Origin of the sequence: Bacillus sp. FSL H8-0545, from assembly GCF_038006105.1 — a bacterium.
In the GTDB taxonomy this organism is placed as follows: domain Bacteria; phylum Bacillota; class Bacilli; order Bacillales; family Bacillaceae_G; genus Bacillus_A; species Bacillus_A cereus_U.
Genome location: NZ_JBBOUO010000001.1, coordinates 2,168,634 through 2,191,223, shown reverse-complemented (window position 1 = coordinate 2,191,223; position 22,590 = coordinate 2,168,634). Strand labels below are relative to the sequence as shown.

Here is a 22,590-nt window from a genome sequence, read left to right as displayed (position 1 = left end):
GCAACCAACTATGTTAAGAAAACATTTGTCATACCTGTACGCCCTTCTTTAAGACACACATCTGCAAACAATTTAACATCCTCTTCATATCACGTTCTTTATAGTGATTCAGACATGCTATTTGAATCCAGTTATTCTTTTGTAAATATGCTGATTCATAATGAACAATATATCCTTGTAATGCTAATGCATCACCTACTGCCTTAGAAGACTGCCCTTCGTTTAATTGAATGGTAAGAACAATTTGAGCGGCATGATCTTTAGGTGAAACAAGCTTTAAACCCATAGTAGTAATAGCTTGTTCAATATAAGCATACGCCTCTTTTATTTTTTCAAATGCCTCTTCATCTTCAAATCGCTTCAATGCTTCTTGCAATGCATAAATTAAATTCCATGAATGGGAGTATGGAATACTATCATTCATTTCATACATGCCAATATCCATATACACAGGTATTGCTTCGTTTTTCTCTACAATGTGATTATGAAAAACGAAAGATAATCCTGTAAATGATTTAATCGCTTTTCCGCTTACACCACTTGCAAAATATACATCCTTCAAATTTATTCGTATTGCTCCAATTGAGCTTATACAATCTACACATAGTTTCATTTGATACCCTTTACAAAGAATGTTTAGTTCTTCTAAATTATTTAACATTCCAGTTGATGTTTCATGGTGAACAAACCAAAGCCATTCATAATTTCCAATTTCCATTATTTTTTCTAATTCTGTATAAATAAACGGCTCTGCCATTTCTTTTTTATACGTATCAAAATTTAAATGTGCACGTTTTGCCTGCTCAATTAATCTATTACCGAACTCCCCGTTCGCTAAAACTAGTCCTTTACCTTTTAATGAACGTAACTGTAAAGCAATTGCATCATTCGCTAACGTCCCTGTTCCTAACATAACTTGTACACGTTTTGCTTTCGTTATTTGAAGTAATCGTTTTTTTACATTTCCCATCGTCACTTGAAATGACTTGGAGCGATGGGAAATAGGCTTAGTAGAAAATGCCTTTTGGACATTCTCTTCGATGTCTACTGGGCCAGGTAAAAACGTATATTCTTTCGTCATAATCCCCCCAACACTCGACTCTTCAAACTTAGTGGGTGTAACATACATTGGCTGGAAAGCTGCTTCTTCTGTTCCAACTAGCGTATGGAAAGGTTTAAACCCCATTTGCTCATATAAAGGAAGCTCACGTGTTGTGGCTGAAATGAGTGCTAATTCATATCCATTTAGAAGTAAATAACGATGTAAAAAGCGAATTAACCCTAACAGTGCTCTTCCATTTCGATATTCACTTTCTACTGAGAGTAAACGAATTTCATATACTTTTTCTCCATGCTCTTGTAAATAAAAATCTAAATTTGAAATTTTATAATCTAACGAGAATGGTCGTTTTCCCCGCACCGCGACCATGCCTACTAATTTCTCACCATCTAAACAAATTAAATATGTATTTGCTTCATGAAATCGATCTATACGAAAACGTTCTTTCGTTTCCTCATGCTGCGGAATCTCTTCTACAAATGTTTTATAGTTCAATTTATGTATACTTTCAAATTCCCAAGCTTGATCAGCAACCTTATAAATTAACCCCATTTCTTACCTCCTTTATCTCTACTTACCACTCACTATCAAATTAATAAAAATTATAAGTGGAGATTCCCCCACTTATAAAAGATTCACTTTATTCTCGATTTACATATAAAATAAGCACAATAATAAATGCACTTAAAATAGTCGTACCAATAGAGTAAGAATAAAAAATCATGCAAATTGGTAAACAAGCGATTGTAATTAACCCTGGCTTAGTAAATCCTTTAAATATTAAATAAAATACAATAAAAATGCCTATTAGAGTAAGCGCTATCAAATAATCAAATGCTATTAACCCTCCAATAAATGTTGAAATTCCTTTTCCACCCTTACCTTTAAACAACATTGGATAAATATGTCCAATGATAACGGCCAATAATGCCAGCATTACGAATGTAGCATCTTCAAAAAGGTATTTTGCTATATAAACTACAATTGCACCTTTGATCGCATCACCTATAAATGTAGCGACAAAATACCCTTTTCCATATACTCGCCCCATATTTCTTGCACCAGGATTTCCGCTTCCTTCATCACGAATATCAACGTTATGTCTCCATTTTGTTACTATATAAGCGGTCAATATGTTTCCAAATAAATAAGAAGCCACTACATACAACAATTGCATACTATTAATCATGTAATCATTCACTTTCTACATGGGAATACTTATACACTATTCAATTATTATGCACATTGTACTTTTCTGACTCTACATCCCTTTATATATTTTAACATCATATTTTTACAAATCATACAAAAAATCTCATTCAGCTATTTGTACTTTAATGTATATTTCCTTCATCAAATAATATGTTCTTTTCGCTGCCATTTCTGATTGTGATACAAATGTAACTTCTCCCATACAATTTTTAAAATTATCAACTTCCTCAAATTCACAAAAAACCGCCTAAAAGCCGAAACATTCAACTTTTAAGGCGGTTTTTTCTATTTATTCTTAAACTTCTCAGTCGCTGCTCTCATCTTCACATTCAAATCGTGATCAATGGAATCACGAATGTCTCGCTCTACTACTTCCATTTCTTTTTGGAAATTTTGCAAGTATATTTTTAGTTCTTCTTCTTTTTCAGGACGTTGTGATGGTGGTAATTGTACCACTAATGATAGCATCGCTGTTAAATCTTTCATTAAGAACGTTTCAAGTTTATGTTGTTGTTCAAACATGCGTTGTTCTTGATAGTACGGAAGTGCATTTAATACTGAAATTGTAATGTCATCAACCGTTCTTTGTAGTGAAGGATTAATCGAGCGTTTATATGCTTGAATTGTATTTAATGCATCTGGATATCGATCATAGAAATACAATTTATAAAACGATAAGTCTGTCGGTTTTACAGTTTGCTGTGATTCTTGTCTCAAGAAATCTTTCACTTTCATTGTTGCGATATCAATATCTTCATTCGTAAGCTTTTTTGTTGTTTTTGCCATCACATGCACTTTTTTCTGCTTTTCTTTCGGTAACATTGAGAAAACTTGCTCTCTCGTACGTTGGCCTGATGTACAGAAAAGAGTATTTAATGCATTTTGTTCTTTTTTCCCTTCTGTACGAATCCAGCGATAAAAGAGTGGGTGCTGCGTAAATTCTTGTAAAAACGGTGTTGATTTGTTCGATAATTTTTCAATGGAATCTTGCGCTCTCTTATATGGTTTCGTCCATGAAAAATAAAGTTTACGTCCGAAGTATACAACTAAAACAACGACAGTAAATGCGAGTAAAAGTAATGACCCTAATAGTAATAATACTCCTTGAATGAAACTCATTTTTTCACCTCCTCAAATGATCTGTTATTTCCTTGGACGCTGAATGAGTTTCTGCTTCATCTCATCATTAAATGTGTCAAGTTCAATTACAAACTTCTTACTAGACTCAATAATACGCTCTGACGATTTCTCAGATGCTTCAATAGCAGCGAATACATTTTGGAATGATTCACGTAATTTATCCATGCTAATTGCAGGATTTTCTAGGAGTTTTGTTGTTTCTTCTGTATTTTGTTTTAATGCTTGAGAATTGCTTAATACCATTGATTCAATCGCTTCATTTGTCGCATTAACTGCATCAATTGTTTTACGTTGATTTGTTAATGCGAGCTGAATTGCAGCTGAAACCGTTACAACGTTTTGTGTCATCGTAATTGCATTGCGAATTGCTTCTGCTAGCTTTTCATTATTTTTCTTAATAATATCTACAGACGCGATAGATTGTAATAATACACTTTTTGCTTGTTGCATATTACGAGTACGTACAAGTATCTTTTCTAATGCATCATTTATTAACGGAATATCCCTTTGACGTTCTGGATTTTGTTTCTCAGCTTCCAGCATACCAGCAAGTTTTCTTCCTAAGTATACTTGTTTATCAAGAGCGTGAATTTTATCGTGTGATTGCTCTTTTAACATTTCAAGACCAACCGTATCCTCTTGCAAGTTATCACGGCCAATGAGAAGTGATCTTATAATCTCCTCGATTTGCTTATCTATAGATTGATATTTATGCACGTAATTTTCAAGCGGATTTTTCTTAAACACTTTAAACATAAGTTTCTTCATACCAGTTGCTTTTAATGAGTTTGGATCAAGTTCTGATACCACTTTTCGTAATTCTAACAATGTATTTGGAATTTCTTCATTCTTTCCATTCATCATCGCTGTCACAGGACGTTTTAAAGCTGATAGCGTTTGTCCTGCCGCTTGCTGCTCTTTATCCCCTAAGTCTCCAAGCTGCGACAATACTTTTGATAAATCTGTATTTTGCTCGCTATTTAACTTTTGTACATAAAGATCTGCTTCTTTATTCAGTTCTTCAAGTTCTGCATCTTTTATTACTGTATCAACTACTACTTCTACATTATTATCTTTCACAATCGATACAGGTTCTTTTTTCTCGAGTTCAGTCAACAAAATCGCTCCTTTATTTATATGTGCGAATTTATGTGCACTATATTTCATCTAATATATCGTATTTCATATACATTTTGCTTGCTTGAAATCGATTTTTCAAGAAATACCTGCTTATGCAGTCATTCCCTGTTTCATAGTATAAGTATACTTGTTCTCGTCATTATTTTCCTCAGACTTAAGACCTAGAGAGTAACATGCTGAAGGCGGATTCTTTACGAATCACCTTATTTATTACCCCCTGCATGCTAATTTTAAATTCAATTTGTCAATCTCCTTCAAATCATACAGCACTCAATCTTTTGACATTTGTTATCTTTCAATGTGATAATGATATTAAAGCTCGCTTCTAATTATTCTTTCGAGCAACAAAGGCTCCCTTTTGAAAAGCTAATAACACCGTTTCAAACGTATCATCTTCTTCAATCATCTTTATAAATTCTGCTAATTCCTCCGCATGAGAAGTTGCATTATCAATAACAAGAAAACCGTTTGGCTCTAAAATACGTTTTATATGTTCCCACCACCACATGTATTGCGTACGTTCTGAATCTAGGAAAATAAAATCAAATGAATGATCTAATTGCGAATCTAAAAATGCCCCAGCTTCTTGATTGTGGATATCGATTCGCTGTGTAAAATTCACCTTCCGAAAATTCCTAAGTGCCTCTCCCACCCGTTCTGAAGAAAGTTCTACCGTTGTAACCTTTCCATTTGTTTCTTCTACCGCATTTGCTAGCCACAATGTAGAATAACCATTTGAAGTTCCAATTTCTAAAATTTTTTTTACATTACACCCTTTTACTAAAATTGATAAAAATTGTCCCATCTCACGAGAAATATTCCGTAACTTTTCTTCCCGCGTTTTTTTATGTCGATCATGCTCTTCTCCATATTGTTCAAGTTGAGATAATAATGAATCTAACGTATCCATTCTTTTCATCGCCTTTCCAAAGCAATATGATGAAAAAGCTCTTGCTGCCTGTCTACTTTTCATTATATGCGAAACGAAAACCTTTTTCTCGTTATATGACAAAGTTTTAAATTTTTTTATAGCATATTGTTTCGTTTTTTGGTAAAGTTAATTTCTACGTGCAATTATTCCATTCACATTATTTTACAATCAGTTTTCAATTATAAAATAATATAAACCCCATTTAAATGAATCGGTATTTCAAATTCAATTAAGTGCCCTTTTCGGACGCATTTTCTTTTGCTTATATATTTCTAGAAGAAAGGATGCTTACAAATGAACGTGATTAGCTTAGATGCTGCTAGAAAGCGAAAACAGCATAAAAAATTAATGATTACTATACCGATTATTAAACGTATTTATGAAGAAGACGGGGAAATTAAATTCGAGGTAGCTGGTGAAAAAGATGTACCTCTTGAAATGTTAGAAAAGTAATAAAATAAAGACGCATTTCTGTTGAAATGCGTCTTTATTTTATATTTTTACATTTAAATGCATAAGTTTTTCAGGATTAACCATCATATAAATGCTACCAAACTAATTTTATACTATTTCATCGTAATCCAATCATACTGCATACATACTAACGTTTTTATTTTTTAACAAACTAAAATCATCAGCCCCTTCACATTTCAATAACTAGACTCATACCCTAATTTCAGATTGCAATACAACATAAGAGAGGCAGGTAATACAATTGACTTCCAATGTTGACTACACATCCCCCTCAACCAATTTCACCCATGATTTAAATAAAAGTAATTTTTTTAAGAAAGATGCTCAAAATTATATAAACGTACTTGGCATCAAACAATTAAACACATTAGAAAACACTTCTTTATTAGATATATATTTAAGCACAGGTAATGTTGTAGAACCACACATCCATCAAAATGCAGCTGAACTCGTTTACTGTATTTCAGGATCTGCTGTTGTTTCTTTACTTAATCCATTTACGAACCAAATATTAAACTTACCGATTAAACCAGGGCAAGTTGCTAATATCCCACAAGCTTGGTGGCATTATGAAATCGCCACAACAGATAATACACATTTATTAGCCATTTTTGATGCCCCAACTCCTGAAGTTATTTTTGGATCTGATATTTTAAGATTAACTCCATCAAACATTATGGCCCATACTTACTGTCTCGATGAACAACAATGGAAACAAGCCATTTCTCCAATTCAATCTACTACAGTAATTGGTCCACCAGCAAACTGTAATCAAAACCGCGGAACAATGAATCAATCAACTCAATCCCCACCTCAACAACAAAATTTATATTACCAAGATTCATACTATTTCCCTCCATATTGGGGCTACTGATTTAATTCATTTCTATTAGAAAACTATAATTCATCTCCTTGGAAAACTCCTTGGAGATTTTTGTATTGTATATCCCCATTACATATTCTCAAACGTAACAATTAATAGAGTACAAACATATACTATTTATATATTTAATTGGAGGTGATGATACTATGAGTAATTATAGCAACTATCGAAAAAACAATTCTAATAACAAAAATAGTAGTTCTTCAACTTCTTCTCAATCTTCCAATTCTCAGTCGCAAAAAGATTTAGCTCAACAAGGCTATGTAAAGAAAAAAGGTTGTAGTTGTAATTGTAATAAGAATAAATCTTAATTATTACAATTCACTTCCCACTATAATCTTATTACACTTCAGTTATAGTAACCTTTATTAAAAAGCCCATTAAATTATGGGCTTTTTTGCTTCATTTATTATTGACCCTATAAAACTATTCGAAACTTGAAATTAAGAAAATACACAAAAATATACAGCTTTTCCCTGCATAGGGAAAAGCTGTATATAAAGTAAGTCAAACTACATCTTTAATATGAATTAATTGATTGACATACCTGCACTTACGAATCCAATCGCAGTACCAAATAAACTTGTCTGAAGAGTAACATACACTAATATTTTGTCTCCAGCACTCACTGAAATATTTAGAGGCTCTATTCCTGCTGCTGTTGAACCAATACCAATCGCAGGCAATGCTGGTGCTAATGTTAGAGGTGGTCCTTGTGGTGAAAAGGTATTACTCAACGCACTTGCAATAAATATTTGCAATTGAACATTTGAACCTCCTATGCCTACGTCAGCTACCGTACTAAAGAAACCTGCTAATGACGTAATTGTACCTGCGCGTGGTGCTACAAAAGCATAGTCTCCTAGCCCTGCTGCTAAAACGATATCTCCTGCAAGAGTTAAACTTATACCTGATAATCCGAATCCGAATCCAATTAGTGCTCCTGTAGCTAAGGCCCCAGTCAAAATATTAGCTGATATTAAAGTTGCTGGTGTAGTTCCTGATGCAAACGGAATGATAGCACTTGAACCTGTCACTCCTGTTGAACCTGTTGCTCCTGTTGCTCCTGTTGCTCCTGTCGCTCCCGTTGCTCCTGTTGCTCCTGTTGCTCCTGTTGCTCCTGTTGCTCCTGTTGCTCCTGTTGCTCCTGTTGCTCCTGTTGCTCCTGTTGCTCCTGTTGCTCCTGTTGCTCCTGTTGCTCCTGTTGCTCCTGTTGCTCCTGTTGCTCCTGTTGCTCCTGTTGCTCCTGTTGCTCCTGTTGCTCCTGTTGCTCCTGTTGCTCCTGTTGCTCCTGTTGGACCTGGCGGACCTCCTGACGGTCCTGTTGCTCCTGTTGCTCCTGTTGCTCCTGCTGTTCCTGCTGTTCCCGTTGCTCCTGTTGCTCCTGTTGCTCCTGTCACTCCTGTTGGACCTGGCGGAATTGGAGTAAAACTAATTATTTGTGTTAATAGATTTAATAAAAGTCGTAAAGTTGATGGAGCAATACACGTTAAAGCGAAGAAGAATTCTGCAAGTGCACTATAAAATTGTTGTAATAGTACAAACAATTGCTCCAAGCTCGGATTAGGAAGATGTAATACATTTAAAATACTTTGAATTAATTCTTTTAAATAATCCCCTTCTGAAGAAGGTAGTAATGAATTTAGGAACAATAAGAATTGATCAAACAAATTGATTAGCGCCAGTCTATTGGTATTACTTGGATTCGCAAAACACGCTGGGATAGCCGCTTTTAAACCATCTAATAAACTAATCAATTTAGCTAATTGTTGATTAGTAATACAAATTGTCTGTGGATTCTTACAACAATCAGCTGTAAAAACAATTGGATTACAGTGATTGTCGTTAGAACAATCATTATGTTTCATGTTTTTCCTCCTTACTGATTTAATTTTTGAGTTCATTTCTATCCTAAGAGTCATCATTTTCACATAAAGTAAATTGAATTATACTCTCAGAAATGAAAACGCTACTAATAATTAAACTCTATAACAACCATTTAATTACATTCGCAACTCACATATTAATTATATGTCCTTAGTAATTTTGTGATTAGATTATATAACTAAATACAGAAGCACATTTTACATTTCCACGTTTACTAGTAAATACACCTCAATAGTCTTGAAATAAATCCATTTATAAGCAGTACAATATTTACAAAAAAAATCATATTCACTATATAGGTGCAAAGCCGCATCTCTCATAAGTAAATGCTCAAACTTCTTAATAACTATTAAATGTATATATTTTTTAAAGTTTAAAAATATATACATACTTAAAAGTACTGTAAATGGACGAATAGAAAAGACTATCTATGTTAAATATCCAGTAAAGCTTATTATCAACTACTGTATAGATCATTTATGTTTATCTAAATTTACAGATGGTTTATTACTTTTAATTACAATATGAATCTTTACGATGTTAAATTAACATATCAAAGCAAATACTGCTTTGATACTCAAATGAGTTTTTTAATACAAAAAAACTACCTAATAATAGATAGTTTTTTCATAATATATTAAGAAACAGGATAATAAATTGTCATACTCACTCTTGTTAATGTTTCTCCTAAATTGTAATAAACATGTGGTCTATCCGCCTTAAATCTAATGGAATCACCACTTTTTAAATTATATTTACACCCATTTACTTCAATTGTTAATTCTCCATCAAACACTGTTATAAATTCTTCCGTTCCTTCTTTATGAGCTTCCGCACTCAAACTTCCCTTTTCTTCAATTTCAATCATATAAATTTCAAACTGTCTATTTTCTTGGAACGAAAATGAAGGAAATACTCTATACCTCCCATTATCCTCAGACAATATTTGGATATCATTCCGTAAAACTATAGTCGTATCTGGTTGTGGATTATTTATTAAAGAAGTAAAGGAAACCTTTAGTCCATTAGCGATTTTCCAAATTGTTGTAATCGTAGGACTAGATTCCCCTCTTTCAATTTGTCCAATCATTGTTTTACTCACACCTGTTAATTGTGAAACCTTTTCCAAACTCAGTTTTTCTTTCTTACGAATAGCTTTTAAATTTTTTGCAAGGATAATTTGAATTTCCTCCATAAAAAACACTCCTATACAATATAACGATCATTATGTATAATAAAAAGCACACGTTATATTGTTCTTTTCGGTCATTATAACACACGAATAAGAGGGGGTTTTTGAAATGCCTATATTTTCTTTTTTATTATTTGTCTTTGTTAGTAGCTTCACACCAGGCCCTAACAATTTTTTAGCTATGACATACGCCAAGCAATATGGATTAAAAAGAAGCATTACATTTTGCCTAGGTGTGGCTTTCGGTTTTTTTATTATCACTTCATTATGTAGTTTCTTTAATATTGTACTTATAAATATTCTGCCATTAATTGAATTCCCTTTAAAAATTTTAGGTGTAGCTTATATGCTGTATTTAGCTTTTAAAATACTCACTAGTAAAGGCGATACAGATACAAATGAAAAAAGTAATAAAAACTTATTTTTAGTAGGAATTATGCTTCAATTTGTTAACCCGAAGGGAATTTTATTCGGACTGACTGTAGTATCAACTTTTATTCTCCCTTACTACCATTCATATTCTAGTTACCTTTTCTTTTCATTGTTTTTAGGCATAGTCGGTTTAATGAGTACGTTTAGTTGGTGTCTATTCGGATCGATGTTTCAAAAACTTTTATTAAAACACAACCGAATATTTAACATTATTATGGCAGTTTTATTAGTGTTTAGCGCCATTTCAATTATTATTAACTAGTTCTATACTCATTCTAATTCTTAATTTTAGATTTCACCAAACGGGCTTTTATGGACAGTTAATCCCCCAGCTACCTTCTTCGCTTCAACAGGATTTCGAGGTGGAAGTCTTCTGGAAATAAGATTAACTATCCAATTCTTATATTTTGTTTAACTGAACCAAACGCTACTGAACGTACATCTTAAGCTTTTTCTCTTATTCTCCTAAATAGAACTTTTTTCTACCTTGTACAAACATTTCTTACCCTCATTAAATAAAATATATAGACAAATAAAAGATAGGAGATTAAGGAATGGCTGATTATTTTTATAAACATGGTAAAAAGTACTATAAAAACTATTCATATTCTCACAATAAAAAAGAGAACTGTTTCACTAAAACGCATACGATTGCTGGCTCAAATATACCATTAGATATTATTGTACCAGCTAACACTTCAAGAATAGTTTTTGAAGATGCTACTAATAATCACAATAAAACATTACTGCAGTTTCATGTTCCTGGTACTTCTGCACCAATTGTTGTAACTATTCGTACAAGAAATTCTCGTAGACCGATTACCGCTACAATAGCTTCAGGTGAAACAAGAATTCTTCAAGTGGAAAATTTTGAAAGCCTCACTCTCACAAATAATAATAATACAAGTAGCAACATTGGTGTTTTTATCCAAAAAACGTTTTGCATCTGCTGCAATGAACAAAATGATTATTATAAAGAGCATTCATATTCTCTTAACGAAGATAGTAACTGTTCTGTCGAAACTCATACGATTGCTGGTTCGGGAACTACCTTAGCTGGAAATGTACCTCTAAATATTATCGTACCCCCTAATATCTCAAGAACCGTATTTGAAGATCTTACTATTAATCACAACAAAACATTACTTCAAGTATCTGTTCCTAACGATTCCGGCCCCATTGTAGTAACAATTCAAACAAGAAGCTCTAACATACCAATTAATGCAACTTTAGTTCCTAATGAAACAAGGATTTTTCAAGTAGAGGATTTCCAAAACCTTACACTCACAAATAATTCCGATACATTTGATTTTATTGATATATTTATCAATAAAACATTTTGTATTTGCTGCGATGACCAGAACAACCCTTGCGATGAATGTTACCATGAATACGACAATGATTTTGATTGTTAGTTTTAATGAAAAAGAAACCTTTATAAAAAGGTTTCTTTTTCATTAAAACTACTAACATCCGATAATTTATGTATTTACTTATCTATCATTTCTCGTTTCTTAATAAAATAGCATTTTTTTTTATAAATTTTACACATTTAAACTAGACAAGCATATGTTATTATATGGAGATCCCCTCCACTCATAAGATTCTTACCTTTCTAAGAGTACGTTTATAGGCGTGCTCTTTTGATTTTTATTCAATAACGATTTTTACATCCACACGCTTCTTACTAAGCTTCATTGCTAAATTAGGCTGGATATATTTTTCTATTTTTGAATGTATAATCCAAAACTTATTACTAGAAACCGTACAAATACTAATAGCTCTTCAAAACAAAAACACATGCTTCTGTGGCGAAAGACAGTTCGGATAGCAATGTTTGCAAATACAAAAAAGCGATTTCCCTTTCTATGAGAAACCGCATCAGATCAATTTGACAATACTTTAGCTAGTCATAGAAGATCTTATGGATCAATCGCAGTATATAAAAATCCAAATGCTTCTCAATGGATAGGATTATGGACAGTATATGATGCATCAAGACATTTAATATATTCCAAATTTGGTTGGGTAAGTAATAGACCAATTAATCCATAATAAGAAAAAGAGGCTACGAAATAATTACAGCCTCTTTTCTTTAATCGCATTTTTCTATTTGGTCGCCTTCTTCACCTGCATTTTCTGCCGAACTATCCGTTCCGCCTCCCACTGCATGTTGCTGTTTAGTACTAGAACTTTCGATGGCAGCGTTGGTTCCTGCTGCACTGTCATCTCCACCACCACTTGCCACTTGAGTAGCGCTAGCCTGTTCCTTACTGGTTTCATTAATTTGATTATTGATGATAAGTACAAATTCTTCCTCTTCATCCGAAATTTCTTTTTTCATTTTATGCGGCTCAATCTGGTCCCCACTAATTCCTTTATTTATCGCTTCGCCTCCAGCACCCACCGTTTGTTGCTGTCTGGTATTCGATGAATCGATTGCTGCATTACTTCCTGCTGCACTGTTTTGTCCGGCTCCACTGGCAATTTGTGTTGTATTCGGTGCAAATGTAATCTAATTATTAATGACAATGACAATTTTTCGTTTATCAGCAAGATTTCCCAAATTAATTTCTTCTCCATCTTTTTTCACAAATCGAAACGTGATTTTTTCATTGTTTTCCGTGTTCTCCCCCATTTGTAGTATTAAATGACTGGAGAATGATAATGGATTGGACAAGGGTATTTTTTTATAAATAGGTGCCCCCGCCCACAATGAAGGGTGTATTACCAGGTTCCGGTATTTTCCTCGTTTTAGGTACGTCGGCTCGGCGACAGTCCAGCATCCGCCGAATTTCGGAATGCATGGAGAAAAGCCTTATAGGAGATATAGAAAGAGAGATTAGTAGAAATATTGGTATATAAAGGTTTCTAGGTCTCACTATATTTTTCTATTTTCCTTTTCTTATTTATATTTATCAGCCAAATATCTAGCATAGTGAACTAAATTTCTAGCTACATCTAATTCAAGATTAAATATATTAGGTACACCTGGTCTCCAATTCACCTCAAATAACCACAATTTTTGATCCTTATCAATCCCAACATCAATTCCTAACTCATCAAATAATACATCCTTATATAAAGAATTAAAATGGTTAGAAAAAGTTACTGCAAATCGTTCTAAATACCTTTGAATATTATACCAATCGTTATCAAACTCCGCTTTTAAAAAAACATCTAAATAAGTACTATAACCACCCCTAGCCATATTTGATACAATACTTCCTAATGGACCTATTCTCGGGAATATAGAAGTAATAACCCACTTTCCTTCTCCATTTCTTTGAACATGCAATCGAAAATCATAAACATGACCAGATTTCATTTGACATGAAATAAACTGTTGAACTATGTAACCTTTCTCTTGAATCTTATCAGATATAAAGCTCCGTAATTGATTTTTATTAATAGATGAAATTTGTTCTGACTCATTCATACTGTAATTTATCCCATTTTTTTCAATGAAAATAATACCACTACCTCGATGTCCAGAAATTGGTTTAATAATAAGTTTTTCATAACGATTAATCATGTCAAAAAACTTATTAACATCTTTTAATTCATAAAAAGGAATAAGATATTGCTTAAATTTTTTTGCTCTATTTATTCTGTTATAAACACTTAATTTATCTCCAATTGAATGACTTGTAAACGGAACTTTTTCATATAGATAATCATAGATTTGCTGATTTTTATCACTAACATGAACACTTGCATTGTAAATAACATCAGGAAAAGAAAATTCTTTTTCAATCCACTTACCATTTTCATAAGTTTTACCTAAAATCTTCTTAGTTTCTATATTTACTTTCCCTAAAGTAAAATAAAAAAAGTTCACACCTTCAGCTTTAGCTACAGCAGCATAAGCATATGCTTTTTTTACTATATTCGGATCTTCCCGATGGTGAAGCATACCAATTATAGTCATATTGGTTCCCCTTCCCCTCTTTCAAAAAATCTTTTTCAAAATAAATATCAAATTTATTATATATATATTCATGTTCCTCCTCATTTTAACCAATTTTCAAAAAATAAGAACAAGCTTTACCTCATTTTAATATTCTACCTATATAAATAATAATTTTGAGGTTTTATAAAATGATTAAGGTTAAGGTGACCAAGGATGGATACTATTGTTTTTATTGAAACAAATAAATCTGGATCAAGTAGAGAAGCAATCAAAGCAGCCGAAAAACTTAATTTCTTTACTGTTTTGTTAACTAACAAAACAAAATTTATTGAAGAACGAAATATATTCCCTGATGTACATCAAATGATTCTTACTGATATAAACGACTATGATAATATAATTACAATAATCGAAAAAATAATAAAATCAGGAAAAAACATAAAAGGAATCTTTAGTTTTATTGATCCTTTTGTTTATGTAGCTGCACGTTTATCAGAAAAATTTTGTTCAAATATTGTATCTACTAAAACAATCTATCGTATGGAGAACAAAATATTAACTCGTAATGTACTTAAAGATTTACCAATCTCACTCAAATATTTAACTTATAAACCAACAGAATTATTATCATCTTTCCTTAAAAAAACTAAAAATATGAATTTTCCTCTTATTGTAAAATCTCCTAAATCCACAGGTTCAAAAGATGTATTATTAGTAAAAGATAAAGATCAATTAATTTTATCTATGAAAAGTCTTTTAAAAAAACTACCCAATGAAGAAATTCTACTTGAAGAATATATAGATGGACCTCAGTACTTAGTCGAAGTTTTGGTTCAAAATGGAAAAGTTCATATTATAGCAATAATTGAACAAGAAATTACACTTTTTGAACGCTTTATTGTTACTGGTTATTCTTTATTAGGACAGGTAGACAAAGGACTATATAATAGTCTTTTCAATGCAGTTAATTCTGTTATTCAGGCTTTTAATATGAAAAATGGAGCTTGTCATCTAGAACTCCGGAGAATAAATGATGTTTGGAAATTAATTGAGATAAACCCCAGAATATCAGGTGGAGCAATGAATGACATAATTGAAATTGGACATGGAATCAACTTAGTGCAAGAGACTATTCAGTTAATGTTAGGAAATAAACCTTCACTAAATAAAAAACATTATAAATATGTGTACGCTCATTACCTAACAGTTAAATTTAAAGGAAAACTAATTCGAGTTACAGGAAAAAACCGCAGTTCTAAATATCCTGGTGTAGAGAAAGTCTATATAAGACCTAAAAAAGGAACGGTCTTAAAACCACCTACATCAATGGGACATCGATGTGGATACGTTTTAGCAGCATCCTATTTTAAAACAGAAGCTAAAAAAATTGCTTTAGAAGCAGCTAAAGAAATTTCATTTGAAATCCAAAAAGAATAAAAACAATATATATACACCAACAGATAAAAATATACTAAAAATCATATTTCTTATAATTTTAATTTATTTACTAAATAGACGACTCCAAAATGATTTAATTTATATATGGTAAAATATATCCATCGCTAATATGTCCAAACATGTAATTTTCATAGAAGCAAAATTACAACTAGACTTATACAACATGATTCAAAAATCAATGAAGGAATGTTTTAAGTGAAAGGACATATTCGAAAAAGAGGAACAAAGTGGTGTATTATTGTCGATATCGGAGCTGATCCAGAGACCGGAAAAAGAGGACAAAAGTGGCTTTCATGATACATTTAAAGCCTATTTGAAAAAAATCAGAATTAAACAACATTAGATTTCATGATTTACGCCATACACATGCAACGCTTCTTTTAAAACAAGGAGTACATCCAAAGATTGTAAGCGAACGATTGGGTCATAAAGACGTTTTCATAACTTTAAATCGCTATTCGCATGTTTTACCAGGATTGCAAGAGAATGCTGTTAAAACATTTAGTGAGAGACTATTCGGATAGCAATATTTGCAAATACAAAAAATACGGTTTCTCTTCCCACGAGAAACCGTATCACATCAATATTTCCGTTAAATTTTAAACTGACTCGTATACAGATCAAAGTAAAACCCTCCATCTTCCATGAGAGTTTCATGATTTCCTCTCTCTAAAACACTTCCATCTTTTATTACAAGTATTTGATCTGCTTTTTCAATCGTTTTCAGCCGATGAGCAATTACAAAGCTCGTTCGCCCTCTCATTAAATTATTTAATCCGGCTTGAATTTGTAATTCTGTTCTCGTATCAATATTAGATGTGGCTTCGTCGAGAATTAATATATCTGCATCTGCTAAGATCGCTCGTGCAATCGCAAGAAGTTGTTTTTGTCCCTGACTTAAATTCGAACCTTCTGAAGCGATTTCTGTTTCATATTGATTCGGTAAATGCTTAATAAAAGAATGTGCTGATGCAGCTTTAGAAGCGGCCATTACTTCTTCGTCACTTGCATCCAAACGCCCATAACGAATATTATCCATAATCGTCCCAGCAAATAAATACGTATCCTGTAAAACAACCCCTATTTTACTCCGCAAAGAATTAATATCATAATCCTTTATATCTTTTTCATCAATGCTAATTTTCCCTTTTTGAATGTCATAAAAGCGAGTTAACAAATTAATAATTGTTGTTTTTCCTGATCCAGTTGGACCGACTAAAGCGATTGTCTCCCCAGGATTCGCCTCAAGACTCACATCTTTTAAAATCATGTTGTCCTGTGCGTATCCAAATGAAACTTTCTCAAGCCTAACATGTCCTTGTAAATTTTGTACAAGTACTGCATCTTTTTTATTTTGAATTTCTGGTACTTCATCCATAATTTCAAAAACACGTTCTCCTCCAGCAACTGCCGCTTGAATCGTATTCATTAAAGTTGCAAATTGACTAAGTGGTCTCGAAAATTGTCGAGAATAATTAATAAAAGCTGCAATGACACCTACCGTTGTCATTCCGTTTAATACCATTACCGATCCAGTTCCAATTACAAGCCCCATTCCTAAGTTATTAATAAAGTTCATACTTGGAAAAATAAATGCTGAAAACGTTTCAGCCTTCGTTGCTGAAATTCTTAGCTGTTCGTTAATTTCATTAAAGTTATGTATGGTTTCTTTTTCTTTTCCATATAACGTAGTTACGTCTGCACCTGTAATAGCTTCCTCGATAAATCCATTTAATTCCCCTAAATCTTTTTGACGCTTCGCAAAGTTTTTACCACTATAAGCAACTAGTTTTTTTGTAACGAAAAACATAATAGGTACTGTAATTAAAGTTACAATCGCTAAAATCCAATCTAATGAAAACATCGCAATTGTTACACCTATAAATGTTAAAGCTGAGGAAATAATTTGTACAACACTTTGTGTCAAAGCTTGATTTAAGTTATCAATATCATTTGTCACACGGCTCATTAAATCACCTTGAGAACGTACATCAAAGAATCGCAGAGAAAGTGTTTGGATTTTCTCAAAAATATCTTGTCTTATTTTTTGTATAGTCTTTAATGCAACATTAATCATTACAAATGTTTGTAACCATGTTAACAATACGGTTATCCCATATATTGCAATGAGCAGCATGCACATTCTCGCTGTCCCGCTTAAATCCTTCGGTACAATGTATTCATCAATGATGACCCCCATATAATATGGGCCAAGTAAACCTAGTAATGTCGTGATAAATACAAGAATAATAACGAACATAAGAGATGCTTTTTGATACCCCATGTAGTTCCATACTCGCATTATAGTTCCTTTAGTATTCTTTGTTTTTCCCGTTTTCGGATTGTTACGTCCACCTTTATTTCCAAATTGTCCTTGAAAATTACGCATGCTCTTCCCCTCCTTCTTGCTGCAGGCTACCACCTTGGGAAAGATAAATTTCCTGATACACTTCACAAGTTGCCAATAAAGCCTCATGCGTACCATTTCCAACTAATTCACCGTTATTCAAAACGAGGATTTTATCAGCATCTATAATAGAAGATATTTTTGATGCAATTAAAAATGTCGTTGTGCCACTATATCTTGACCTTAACGCTTCTTGTATTACAGCTTCTGACTTCGCATCAACTGCCGATGTAGAATCGTCTAATACAAGAATAGATGGCTTTCTCACTAAGGCTCTTGCAATAGATATACGTTGTTTTTGACCGCCAGATAGATTGGTTGCACCTTGTGTTAAGTTATATCGATAAGAGTCTTCCAGCTTATTGATAAACTCAGTCGCACAAGCAGATGAAGATGCTAATTCCAATTCATCATAAGTGGCATCTTCTTTGCCATAACGTAAATTCTCTTCTATACTTCCTGAAAAGAGAAGTGCCTTTTGTGGAACGAAGCCAATGGAAGCACGAAGTTTTTGCAAATCGTATGCTTTCACATTAACATCATCTATACATATTTCACCTTGATCAACATCGTAAAGTCGTGGCAATAGTTTCGCCAATGTAGATTTACCACTTCCAGTGGATCCAATAATCCCTATTTTTTCACCTTTACGTACGGTAAATGAAATATTTTTTAAAACATATTCATTATTTTTCGTATAACTATAGCTAACATTTTTAAATTCTACATTACCATTCACTTGTTTTGGTTCATATACTTCGCCTTCAGTTGTAATATCAACTTCAGTATGTAAGACTTGTTGTACACGATCAGCTGATGGAAAAGCACGGGCAATTTGAATAAATACCATACTAATAGACATAAGTGACATTAAAATGATATTTAAATAGTTAATAAAAGCTAAAATGGCCCCTACTTGGAGTGTACCGTTAAAAACTTTCTCGCCACCAATCCATAAAGTTGCTACAATCCCGCCATTTACAACTAGCATAATAATTGGCATCATCAATGAAATAATTTGTATAGCACGAATATTTATTTCAGTTAAACTTGTATTAACTTTCTCAAACTGTGAGATTTCATATTTTTGTCTTACATATGCTTTTATAACACGTACACCGGATAAATTTTCTTGTAGCTTTGTGTTTACTTTATCTAATGCTTCTTGTACTCGTTTAAATGAACCGCTCGCTTGACCTGCAATCCATACAATTGCAACTAATAAAACGGGTACCACAACAAGTAAAATTGGAAATAGTTCTCTCGCTGTTACAAAGACTATAATGATACTTCCAATAAATAATAACGGTCCACGGACAAGTACACGTAACGTCATCGTCATTGCCGCTTGAATAGATGTAATATCATTTGTCACGATTGTTAATAATTTACCTGTTCCAAATGAATCACGATTTTTACTGGAAAATGTTTCTATTTTCGCAAACACATCTTTTCGTATGTCTGTAGCGAAATTAACAGCAGCTTTTGTAGAATACATCATACAACCAAGTCCTCCAACTAAACCGATTGCTGCTGCCCCTATCATAAGAAGCCCCATTTTTATTACATAATTCAAATCCCGGTTTGCAATTCCAACATCAATAATATGTTGCATTATTGTCGGTTGAATTAAGTCCATCGCAACCTCAAGTACCATAAATAACGGCCCAATAATAGCGAAGAACATGTATGGTTTTAAATACTGTAACAACTTGCGAAATGATTTCATACATAATCTCCTTTTTTCATGAAATTACCATTGAATAATTCATATTCCTCCTTATTTAAACGATATAGTCTGTAATTTCTTCATTAGTCCTATTATATTATGTAAATTAATATTTAACATTATTAAATGATAAGTTTTAAATCATTTTTAGTCAATAAAATGGAACTTTAATCTACCAGGCATTTTCACTGCCAGTTGATGTGAATACTCTTTAACTTAATAAAAACCGCATTCTCATTTAGTAAGAATGCGGTTTTCCCATCTATATTTGTTCAATTTTAAAATCGAAAACCTCGGTCTCGAATCCATTATTTTCAGAAGGACTACACGTATAAAAACCAATTTTAACAGGCTCATTACCTATGTCCTCCATCAAATGAGCGATTCTTATTTGTTCCCATCGCTGACTCGTTTTCACATATATTGTATAATCGCCAAGTTTTCGAATAATTCGAAAACTTAATTGTTGCTTAGCAAACTCATTTGGATAGTCTTGCGTTGACCAATCAGAATAGCCATTATTCGTTACGACAGCACCTAAATGTGATGGGCCCTCAGGAATATATTCTAAAGATGTTTTTAACCAACACTTCTCAGAAATCATAACAAATAAACCCGCTTGATCGTATGTCGCATTTGGATTCATGCGCAATTGAACTTCAGCCTGAAAATCTGTCATTATCTCATCATAAAATACATGGCCATTCATTACTTCAAAACCATAATGGGTTTTCAGCCAAAAATCTGTTTCTTCTTTCGAATGGACAATGAATGTATCATTGTCTTCAAGTTTGTAAAATTTAGGTGCGTTCATTACAGTAAGTTGCTCAATATGATTTGGTATATATGATGTTTTCATAATTCCTCCATAAAAAAGCATTTAAATTAATATTTAAAACTCCGTTAAAACTGGGAATTTATGTCCTTTAAAATCTAATTCTTTATTACTTCGAACCATTAAATACTTACTAGTCTGTAATTCTGTATATTGTACATCATCAATTCCTAATTGATCTGGGTAGAAATAAAATTCAATCTCCGTAAATTCCCCAGAGATTTCCTCACATAATTCATCTAAAATCGGAATTACCGGCGCAAATACTCCAAATAATTTTAGTTTTTGATTTTCTACTGTAAAAACAATCAGCGCATCTAATTTCTCTGAATAATAAAGGTTTTCATTCCATGTTGAATCATACATATTTAAATAAAACGAAGAGCGGTAATTTAACGTTGAAAATTTATTAGAAAGCCTTTGGCCATTTTCAATAATCTCATGTATTAATTGTCTATCCTCTTCATTATAAAAATCTAACTTTTTAAGTTGAGAATCTTTATCACTCTTATTTTCGTATGATACTGTCATCAAATATTCTTGCACAATTTGAAAACCAAATGGTTTATATAGTTCCGGATTTTCAGTAAACAAGACCGCACACTCGCATTGCTCATCAATTTCCTCTATCATCTTACTAAACAATTGTTTCATTAATCCTCGTCTACGATAATTCGGATGTGTCATTACTGATTGAATACCCGCTGCATTTATTTTTTCACCATTAATTAAAAGCGGAAGTGAAAATGCCGCAACATTTGCAATCGCTTTATCATCTTGTAAAAATGATAATGCTTTATATGTATAATCCCAATATCCTTTCGCTGAAAAATCATGCAATGTTTGACTTGTAATCCCAAACACTTCTTCAAATAAAGGAAATAACTGCTCTCTTTTCGGTTCTTCTAATAGAATATTCGCAAAATTATCAACATTCCCCATATTGTCCCTCCATACGTCGATTCCATTAAATTAGATATACTTATATGACCTACTCCTAGAATAATAGGCCTTTCAAATCAATATATTATCATAAAACATAAAAAAATAGTCTAATTTATTTTTTGTTTTGACTATTTAAAAATAAGTCAAATAAACTCATATAAAGATTTTTGAATATTAATAAGTTTATTATATACAAATGGTGCTTTCTAATTAACTTATTACTAATAGAAATGCACCATTTATAAAAATATTATTCACTTATTATTTTGTTCCTTCAAGTCGCTCCTTCGTACTTATTTCTTCACCCCTAATACGCTTTTCAAACGTCTTTCTCCAACTAGTAGACAGTGCATTTACTTCTAAAATCCTTTTTAATCCTTCAGAGTTTTGTTTTTCTTTATGCATTATGCGATTCGCAAACGAAATTGACACACCTTTTGGATCAGGCCTCAACAATTTCAAAGTATCTACCGGTAATATCCACCCTTCTTTTAATACTCGAAAATAAAAACCTGTGTATCCTGTATCTTGAAAATATAATGGTAGCTTTGGAATATTATATTTCTTCGCTAATTTAAAACAAGGTTGTCTTGGCTGCGTTACTTGTACAATCGCTTCTCCGAGTTGAAACGTGTCACCAATACAAACATCTTCTTCACGCATTCCGCTTACTGTTATATTTTCACCGAAAGCCCCATATACAAGTTCCTGATTCAATTCTTTTTCCCAGTACGGATAGTGGTCACCAGTATAAACACAAACCGCTTTATCTACCCCTCCATGATGAACTAAATCCGCCTGTCCATCTCCATTAAACTTTAAAAATGATAAAAAAACAGGTTCCTTTACTTGCTTTTTATTTATCCCTGTTTGAATTAACTTCCCACCATACATAACCTCTTTTGGCAATCCTATATTTAAAGATAGGATTTCATATACTTTAGTCATTCAA

At 32.5% G+C, this 22,590-nt stretch carries 18 protein-coding genes and 2 pseudogenes; 6 read left to right on the top strand and 14 right to left on the bottom strand.

What is annotated here, in order from left to right:
* Positions 1–28 precede the first annotated feature (28 nt).
* From MHI07_RS11485 to MHI07_RS11465, 5 genes are all read right to left on the bottom strand, one after another.
* On the bottom strand, positions 29–1,612 hold the full coding sequence (locus tag MHI07_RS11485) for an aminotransferase class V-fold PLP-dependent enzyme (RefSeq protein ID WP_340823810.1): 1,584 nt from the start codon (positions 1,610–1,612) through the stop codon (positions 29–31).
* 88 nt (positions 1,613–1,700) lie between these two features.
* Entirely contained in the window at positions 1,701–2,249 is a 549-nt protein-coding gene (gene plsY / locus MHI07_RS11480; RefSeq protein WP_340823808.1) for a glycerol-3-phosphate 1-O-acyltransferase PlsY, read from the bottom strand.
* 308 nt (positions 2,250–2,557) lie between these two features.
* Positions 2,558–3,391, bottom strand: coding sequence for a DUF3974 domain-containing protein (locus MHI07_RS11475; RefSeq protein WP_002200488.1), 834 nt, complete (start codon positions 3,389–3,391; stop codon positions 2,558–2,560).
* 24 nt (positions 3,392–3,415) lie between these two features.
* The gene (locus MHI07_RS11470; protein ID WP_002109928.1) at positions 3,416–4,528 is read right to left on the bottom strand and encodes a toxic anion resistance protein; all 1,113 of its coding nucleotides are present in this window, start codon (positions 4,526–4,528) and stop codon (positions 3,416–3,418) included.
* Positions 4,529–4,877: 349 nt separating this feature from the next.
* Positions 4,878–5,471, bottom strand: coding sequence for an O-methyltransferase (locus MHI07_RS11465; RefSeq protein ID WP_340826897.1), 594 nt, complete (start codon positions 5,469–5,471; stop codon positions 4,878–4,880).
* A 306-nt stretch (positions 5,472–5,777) separates the two neighbouring features.
* Between MHI07_RS11465 and MHI07_RS11460 the strand changes: the two genes are divergently transcribed.
* Positions 5,778–5,936, top strand: coding sequence for a hypothetical protein (locus MHI07_RS11460; RefSeq protein ID WP_002157830.1), 159 nt, complete (start codon positions 5,778–5,780; stop codon positions 5,934–5,936).
* Between the two features lie 262 nt (positions 5,937–6,198).
* Positions 6,199–6,831: a cupin domain-containing protein gene (locus tag MHI07_RS11455; protein WP_340823806.1), complete on the top strand. Its 633-nt coding sequence runs from the start codon at positions 6,199–6,201 to the stop codon at positions 6,829–6,831.
* A 539-nt stretch (positions 6,832–7,370) separates the two neighbouring features.
* Here MHI07_RS11455 and MHI07_RS11450 read toward each other — a convergent pair.
* The gene (locus MHI07_RS11450) at positions 7,371–8,708 is read right to left on the bottom strand and encodes an exosporium glycoprotein BclB-related protein (RefSeq protein ID WP_340823804.1); all 1,338 of its coding nucleotides are present in this window, start codon (positions 8,706–8,708) and stop codon (positions 7,371–7,373) included.
* Between the two features lie 656 nt (positions 8,709–9,364).
* Complete coding sequence (locus tag MHI07_RS11445) at positions 9,365–9,922, bottom strand: helix-turn-helix domain-containing protein (protein WP_002109916.1); 558 nt, start codon at positions 9,920–9,922, stop codon at positions 9,365–9,367.
* Between the two features lie 106 nt (positions 9,923–10,028).
* On the opposite strand from MHI07_RS11445, the gene MHI07_RS11440 reads away from it, so the two are divergent.
* Both MHI07_RS11440 and MHI07_RS11435 read left to right on the top strand, forming a co-directional pair.
* Positions 10,029–10,613 carry a LysE family translocator gene (locus MHI07_RS11440; RefSeq protein WP_340823801.1) on the top strand — a complete coding sequence of 195 codons (585 nt, stop codon included), beginning with the start codon at positions 10,029–10,031 and terminating at the stop codon, positions 10,611–10,613.
* Between the two features lie 292 nt (positions 10,614–10,905).
* The gene (locus tag MHI07_RS11435; protein ID WP_340823799.1) at positions 10,906–11,766 is read left to right on the top strand and encodes an exosporium protein D; all 861 of its coding nucleotides are present in this window, start codon (positions 10,906–10,908) and stop codon (positions 11,764–11,766) included.
* A 680-nt stretch (positions 11,767–12,446) separates the two neighbouring features.
* Here MHI07_RS11435 and MHI07_RS11430 read toward each other — a convergent pair.
* Together MHI07_RS11430 and MHI07_RS11425 are read right to left on the bottom strand one after the other, a co-directional pair.
* Positions 12,447–12,989: pseudogene (locus MHI07_RS11430) on the bottom strand (hypothetical protein).
* 267 nt (positions 12,990–13,256) lie between these two features.
* A complete protein-coding gene (locus tag MHI07_RS11425) occupies positions 13,257–14,282 on the bottom strand; it encodes a YheC/YheD family endospore coat-associated protein (RefSeq protein ID WP_340823796.1) in 1,026 nt (341 codons plus the stop codon).
* Positions 14,283–14,477: 195 nt separating this feature from the next.
* Here MHI07_RS11425 and MHI07_RS11420 point away from each other — a divergent pair, with 195 nt between their 5' ends.
* Both MHI07_RS11420 and MHI07_RS11415 read left to right on the top strand, forming a co-directional pair.
* Complete coding sequence (locus MHI07_RS11420) at positions 14,478–15,701, top strand: ATP-grasp domain-containing protein (protein ID WP_340823793.1); 1,224 nt, start codon at positions 14,478–14,480, stop codon at positions 15,699–15,701.
* A gap of 341 nt (positions 15,702–16,042) precedes the next feature.
* Positions 16,043–16,246, top strand: a pseudogene (locus MHI07_RS11415) (tyrosine-type recombinase/integrase); the annotation flags it as partial.
* A gap of 68 nt (positions 16,247–16,314) precedes the next feature.
* Here the strand turns inward: MHI07_RS11415 and MHI07_RS11410 are convergent.
* From MHI07_RS11410 to MHI07_RS11390, 5 genes are all read right to left on the bottom strand, one after another.
* Positions 16,315–18,111: an ABC transporter ATP-binding protein gene (locus tag MHI07_RS11410; RefSeq protein ID WP_340823791.1), complete on the bottom strand. Its 1,797-nt coding sequence runs from the start codon at positions 18,109–18,111 to the stop codon at positions 16,315–16,317.
* The gene (locus MHI07_RS11405; RefSeq protein ID WP_340823788.1) at positions 18,104–19,858 is read right to left on the bottom strand and encodes an ABC transporter ATP-binding protein; all 1,755 of its coding nucleotides are present in this window, start codon (positions 19,856–19,858) and stop codon (positions 18,104–18,106) included. Before MHI07_RS11405 ends, MHI07_RS11410 begins: the two co-directional genes overlap by 8 nt.
* Before the next feature lie 262 nt (positions 19,859–20,120).
* On the bottom strand, positions 20,121–20,717 hold the full coding sequence (locus tag MHI07_RS11400) for a DUF1349 domain-containing protein (protein ID WP_002085622.1): 597 nt from the start codon (positions 20,715–20,717) through the stop codon (positions 20,121–20,123).
* 33 nt (positions 20,718–20,750) lie between these two features.
* Complete coding sequence (locus tag MHI07_RS11395; protein WP_340823785.1) at positions 20,751–21,635, bottom strand: GNAT family N-acetyltransferase; 885 nt, start codon at positions 21,633–21,635, stop codon at positions 20,751–20,753.
* A gap of 264 nt (positions 21,636–21,899) precedes the next feature.
* Positions 21,900–22,586: an MOSC domain-containing protein gene (locus MHI07_RS11390; protein WP_002157844.1), complete on the bottom strand. Its 687-nt coding sequence runs from the start codon at positions 22,584–22,586 to the stop codon at positions 21,900–21,902.
* Between the last annotated feature and the right edge of the window lie 4 nt (positions 22,587–22,590).